5 protein-coding genes and 4 tRNA genes are annotated in these 5,488 nt (G+C 42.7%); all 9 read left to right on the top strand.

The window, feature by feature from the left end:
- Positions 1 to 81 precede the first annotated feature (81 nt).
- Positions 82 to 1,647 carry a methyl-accepting chemotaxis protein gene (locus ACFI6J_RS21235; protein WP_278344386.1) on the top strand — a complete coding sequence of 522 codons (1,566 nt, stop codon included), beginning with the start codon at positions 82 to 84 and terminating at the stop codon, positions 1,645 to 1,647.
- 172 nt (positions 1,648 to 1,819) lie between these two features.
- Positions 1,820 to 2,851 carry a UDP-N-acetylmuramate dehydrogenase gene (gene murB / locus ACFI6J_RS21230; protein WP_462586382.1) on the top strand — a complete coding sequence of 344 codons (1,032 nt, stop codon included), beginning with the start codon at positions 1,820 to 1,822 and terminating at the stop codon, positions 2,849 to 2,851.
- Positions 2,848 to 3,834: a bifunctional biotin--[acetyl-CoA-carboxylase] ligase/biotin operon repressor BirA gene (gene birA, locus ACFI6J_RS21225; protein WP_039222269.1), complete on the top strand. Its 987-nt coding sequence runs from the start codon at positions 2,848 to 2,850 to the stop codon at positions 3,832 to 3,834. Before murB ends, birA begins: the two co-directional genes overlap by 4 nt.
- Before the next feature lie 147 nt (positions 3,835 to 3,981).
- The gene (locus ACFI6J_RS21220) at positions 3,982 to 4,740 is read left to right on the top strand and encodes a type III pantothenate kinase (protein ID WP_278344384.1); all 759 of its coding nucleotides are present in this window, start codon (positions 3,982 to 3,984) and stop codon (positions 4,738 to 4,740) included.
- A gap of 109 nt (positions 4,741 to 4,849) precedes the next feature.
- A tRNA-Thr gene (locus tag ACFI6J_RS21215) sits at positions 4,850 to 4,925 on the top strand.
- 7 nt (positions 4,926 to 4,932) lie between these two features.
- Positions 4,933 to 5,017: transfer RNA gene (locus tag ACFI6J_RS21210), tRNA-Tyr, on the top strand.
- Positions 5,018 to 5,050: 33 nt separating this feature from the next.
- Positions 5,051 to 5,125, top strand: a tRNA-Gly gene (locus ACFI6J_RS21205).
- Positions 5,126 to 5,132: 7 nt separating this feature from the next.
- Positions 5,133 to 5,208: transfer RNA gene (locus ACFI6J_RS21200), tRNA-Thr, on the top strand.
- Positions 5,209 to 5,275: 67 nt separating this feature from the next.
- On the top strand, positions 5,276 to 5,488 hold a 213-nt coding region (locus ACFI6J_RS21195; protein WP_334013817.1), incomplete at its 3' end, for a GTP-binding protein.

Genomic DNA, 5,488 nt, shown 5'->3' with positions numbered 1-5,488 from the left:
AACTAATACTATCCGCTTATGGATAATTGGTTTAAAACGCTTTACATTTTTGAGGTGTTAATAAAATGTTAAGTGTGCATGATGAAGTATTTAGTTTTAGCTGTTATTGCCGGTCTCGTTAATGTAGTGATGTCTTTTGTTACTTCACATCTACTAATCTCTACAGTTGCTACGTTTCTTACTATCCTTTTCGCGGCCTTTATTATTGAGAAGGTATTTCAAAACCAAAATATAGCCGCTAGTAAAATTGTTCTAACTGACGATTATAAGAACAATGCACACAGCAATGATGCAACGAAAGTTAGTCATGCCGCGAGTAACATTGCTATTGGTGGTGCTTCTATCTCTTTCTTTTTAGAGCAGTTATCAAAAGCATTTAATGAGCAAGTCGCGAACATCGGCGAGATGAGCGGTAGACTCCAACAGTTAGAAGTCTCCTCAACTCGGTTAGACGATCTTGCCCAGAATGCTGCATCTTCTATGAATGAATCTGACGAGAAAACGCAGTTCGGAAGTACGTCGTTAAAAAAAGTATTAAGCCAGCAACAGCAGCTGGTTAAAAACATAAATGCGTCATCTGAAGCGCTCACTACATTAAAAAGTAAGGCCGAGGGAATAAGTACAATAACAAACACCATTAACCAATTGGCCGATCAAACAAATATGCTAGCGCTGAATGCGGCTATTGAAGCTGCAAGAGCTGGAGATCAAGGACGTGGTTTCGCCGTTGTTGCTGATGAAGTACGCGAGCTTGCCAAGAAAACAACCGATGCCACCTCAGGAATAGAAAGTCTGCTGCAGGATATGAATACTAGTAGCCAGGCCGCAGTGGCTACTATGGAAACGGTGCTTAACTCTAGTGATAACATGAATGTGAAATTAAAGGAGAGCGAAGAAGCTATCTCACACTCCAGTATGCTCTCTACAAAAGCTCGGGAATCGATGGGCGCTATGCAAGCAATGGTAGAAAATAATGCAGAGCATAGCGCCGGTATAAGTACCAATATACTTCAGTTGCACACGACGACAGAAAAATTAGAGCACGACCTCACTGATGTTTCTACTCAGGCGCTATCACTGAGTAGTCAAGCTGAAGACATTTTCAGGCTGCTGGAAAGCTTCGACGTAAATGATCGAAACAGCGAAGTTAGAGACATTGCAGTAAATGCAGCGAAAACTGTTGGAGAGCGTTTCGAGCAAGCGATTTCAGAAGGGAAAATATCGGAAGCAAAGCTGTTTAATTTTGACTATTCACCTATACCGAACACTAATCCTATAAAGCACACGACACCTTTTGATAAGTTCACCGACGACGTACTTCCCGCTATCCAAGAACCGTTATTAGAAACACATAGTTTCATTATTTATGCCGGCGCAGTTGACGTAAATGGTTACTTTCCTACCCACAACAAGAAGTTTAGTCAGCCCCTTACTGGTAATTACGATACGGATTTAGCAAATAACAGAACGAAACGGATATTCGATGACAAAACCGGAAGTCGTTGTGGCAGCAATACCTCTACTTTCTTGCTACAAACTTACAAACGAGATACAGGTGAGGTCATGCATGATCTATCTGCACCGATATATGTGAACGGTAAACATTGGGGAGGGTTTCGTATTGGTTATAAAGCCAAAGAGCAGTAAGTTCTCTGTATTTACGTATAAGCGCTAGCTTCCGTTTTCTCACTTTAACGAATGAAAGTGGTAATGCTCTAGCGCTTAGCAATATTGGCAACAATATTATTCCTTCTTTGCGCTTTTATTTGCTGCTTCGTTACCCTACCATTAGCGAATTGTTCGCAGTTCGTAAAACTCTATGCCTTCACTACAACCATACAGCACATTTGGCCTCGCCGCTTCTTGTGATTCTATCCAGTCGTTTAGCGACGTTACTTCATTCCTGTCTATCTTCAAAACTTCTAAAAACAATAACAAAGCCATTTATATATTGGGCGGTGGAAGCAATTCAGTCTTCACTGACGACTTTGACGGTACAATTCTGGTTAACGAGATTAAGGGAATAAGCCATTTTGATACTGAAAGTCACCATTACTTACGTGTAGGTGCAGGTGAAAACTGGCATGACTTCGTCACTTTGTGTATGAAAGAGAAGTGGTATGGTTTCGAAAATCTCGCCTTAATACCTGGCTCAGTAGGCGCATGCCCAATTCAGAATATTGGTGCGTACGGACGAGAAGTGAATACGTTAATCGACAAAGTAGAGTGTGTATTTCTTGAAACCGGCGAGCAGGTATTGTTGGGCAATGTAGACTGTCAATTTGGCTATAGAGACAGTGTGTTCAAGCATGCACTAGCGAACAAAGTGCTAATCACTCATGTAAACTTTAAACTGCCCAAGCACTACGAACTCGAGACCAGCTATGGCGAACTAGCGGCACTCACTGAGCCTACACCAGAAAAGGTGTATAGTAAGGTAATAGAAATTAGGAAGAGCAAACTTCCCGATCCTGCCGAGCTAGGCAATGCTGGAAGTTTCTTTAAAAACCCAGTGGTTTCAAAAGCAGTGTTTCAAGCGATTGCACAAGACTATGATTCAGTGCCCCATTTTGTGGTGAGCGGAAGTGCTGATTTTCCAGCCACTGAAAAAGAACAAATAAAAATTCCTGCCGCGTGGCTTATCGACCAGGCAGGTTTTAAGGGCAAGACTTTGAATAAAGTACGATGCCACCCTACACAGCCATTGGTACTTACTAACTTAGGTGGTGCCACCGGAAACGATGTAATAACCATGGCAAAAGATATCATAGCAAGCGTACAGGGTAAGTTCGGCATACAGCTTGAGCCAGAAGTGCGCTTATTAGGAAGCAAAGGACTTATTTCGCTATGAGACAAGCATCAAAAGCTATAAGAAAACATATACTCGCTTTGTTGTCCGACGGCCAGTTTCACTCAGGGGAAACCATTGCACAGCAAGTGGGCCTTTCGCGCACAGCAGTTGCAGGGCATATTTCCCAACTCGCCGATTGGGGATTAGATGTATTTAAAGTAAAAGGTAAAGGCTACCGTTTAGAACGAGGGTTTCCATTGTTAAGCGCCGACAGCATTAAACGTCATTTAGGCAATACAAAACGAGCGGTTATTGATGTGGAATCAGTATTACCTTCCACCAATACGGAAATGAAGAAGCGTATTGCCAGCAAACGAGAAGATCTTGAAAACGGCGATGTCGTTTTTGCTGAAATTCAGACCGATGGACGCGGTAGACACGGCCGTTCATGGTTAGCGCCAGTTGGCGGAAGCTTAACTTTTTCTATGTACTGGTCTTTTCCCGACGGCTATCAGAGTATGGCTGGGCTCTCCTTATTGGTGGGCTTGGCTGTTTGCGATGCACTTAAAGAATTTGGCGTAGAAGACGCCGAGCTTAAATGGCCGAATGACATTTATTTGCAAGGTAAAAAGCTTGCGGGCGTACTTATTGAAGTAGAAGGGCAAATAGGCGCTACGGCGCATAGTGTTATCGGCATAGGTTTGAATGTTTGCGTACCCGATAATCAGTACGATGTTGGTCAGCCTCATAGCGATCTTGCGTCATATTTGGGCACTATCCCAGATAGAAATGCATTAGCTGCAGAAATAATTAAATCGCTATGGTCTTATTTACCTAAATTTACCCAGCAGGGCTTCGGGCCATTCACAGCATATTGGGAAGCGCTCGACTTGTACGCCGATAAACGCATTGTTTTACAAATGGGTGAGAAGCGTTTTTCCGGAATTGATAGGGGAGTGGACGCCAGCGGCGCGCTTCTTGTTGAAACGCAAGACGGTATTACCCGTTTCCACGGCGGCGAAGTTAGCCTTAGAGGCAATTAACTTTTTATTTTTGTTTTGCTTTATAGCTGAGCTACGAAGATTTTGACCATTTTTATAATAAAAGTACTTCGTAGTTCATCTTTGTGATTTTTAAATAGCATTTTATCCGTTCGTTTTACGCATTGCTTTGCGATTGAAACCAAAAATATGAACAACATTGAAGAAAACCACGTCATATTAGTGGATATCGGTAACACCCGAATAAAATATTCACTGCTTTGTCATGCAGAAGAAGAGCCTAATGCATGTGAAGATGCCAATTCTCTCTTCTCTTTTATCGATTCTCAGAAAAAAATTTCCCATTTATATATAGCTTCGGTAAGAAATCAGGAGCTGGTTGATGAAATATCCGCCATGTGTAACGAGCGAAATATTGTTTTTGTAGAAAAGCACACAGAGAAAGAAGCCTTCGGCATAAAAAACAGTTACGCGAATGTTCAAAAAATGGGCGTTGATAGATGGCTTGCCATGGTCTGTGCTGCCGAAAAATCAAAAAAAGCATTTTTTGTTATGGATGTAGGTACGGCAATAACGGTTGATTTTGTGGTGGATGGTCAACATTTAGGCGGTTGGATCATACCTGGATTTCAAGTAATGCGTAATGCATTGGTTGCTTCAACTAAAAAAGTATTCGCGAATGATGAAATTCCGACCACCTTTGGAGTGGGGACCGATACAGAAGATTGTGTGGCAACAGGGTGTCATGCTGCCCTATATGGTGTTTATTTGAGCGCAGTTGATTACATATCAAGCAAACAAACCGAATTTGACATAATTTTAGGGGGTGGAGACAAAAAAGTGTTTGCATTCTTAAAATCTGCTGATAACATGCGCCTCGCTCATTTGGTGATGCAGGGTCTTGCCCGCTACGCTCGAAGTGAACTTCTAAAGGGAACATCGACGTAAGTTTTTGATTAGTTGAAAAATTGGTCAAAAAAGAAAATTGAAAAATTTTCAAAAAGACACTTGCACAGAGTTAAACAATACTCTAGAATGCGCACCCACTTGATGTAGTGCCGACTTAGCTCAGTTGGTAGAGCAACTGACTTGTAATCAGTAGGTCGCCAGTTCGATTCCGGCAGTCGGCACCATCAATCTGGAGGGGTACCCAAGCGGTCAACGGGAGCAGACTGTAAATCTGCCGGCTCAGCCTTCGCAGGTTCGAATCCTGCCCCCTCCACCACTTTCTCTATGAGGTGGCCAGAGAATTAGGATTGCGGGCATCGTATAATGGCTATTACCTCAGCCTTCCAAGCTGATGATGCGGGTTCGATTCCCGCTGCCCGCTCCAAATCAGTGCTGATATAGCTCAGTTGGTAGAGCGCACCCTTGGTAAGGGTGAGGTCGGCAGTTCAAATCTGCCTATCAGCACCAGTTTATTTCTCCCCAGCTCATGTAAAATTTCTAAATTTTTTAATGTAACTTTGCTGGGATAATAGAAATGGCAAAAGAAAAGTTTGAACGTACGAAACCCCACGTAAACGTGGGTACAATCGGCCACGTTGACCACGGTAAAACTACCCTAACTGCAGCTATCACTACAGTTCTTTCTAAAACTTACGGCGGTAACGCACAGGCTTTCGATCAAATCGATAACGCGCCTGAAGAGAAAGCACGTGGTATCACCATTTCTACTTCACACGTAGAATATGAC

The organism is Alteromonas sp. G4i13, assembly GCF_054960505.1.
The sequence above is the reverse complement of the archived record's forward strand: the minus strand, read 5'-3'. Positions and strand labels throughout refer to the sequence as shown.

Bases quoted from the DNA above. Each gene is read 5' to 3' on its own strand.
- ACFI6J_RS21235 (WP_278344386.1), top strand. From the start codon at position 82: ATGAAGTATTTAGTTTTAGCTGTTATTGCCGGTCTCGTTAATGTAGTG.
- murB (WP_462586382.1), top strand. From the start codon at position 1,820: ATGCCTTCACTACAACCATACAGCACATTTGGCCTCGCCGCTTCTTGT.
- birA (WP_039222269.1), top strand. From the start codon at position 2,848: ATGAGACAAGCATCAAAAGCTATAAGAAAACATATACTCGCTTTGTTG.
- ACFI6J_RS21220 (WP_278344384.1), top strand. From the start codon at position 3,982: ATGAACAACATTGAAGAAAACCACGTCATATTAGTGGATATCGGTAAC.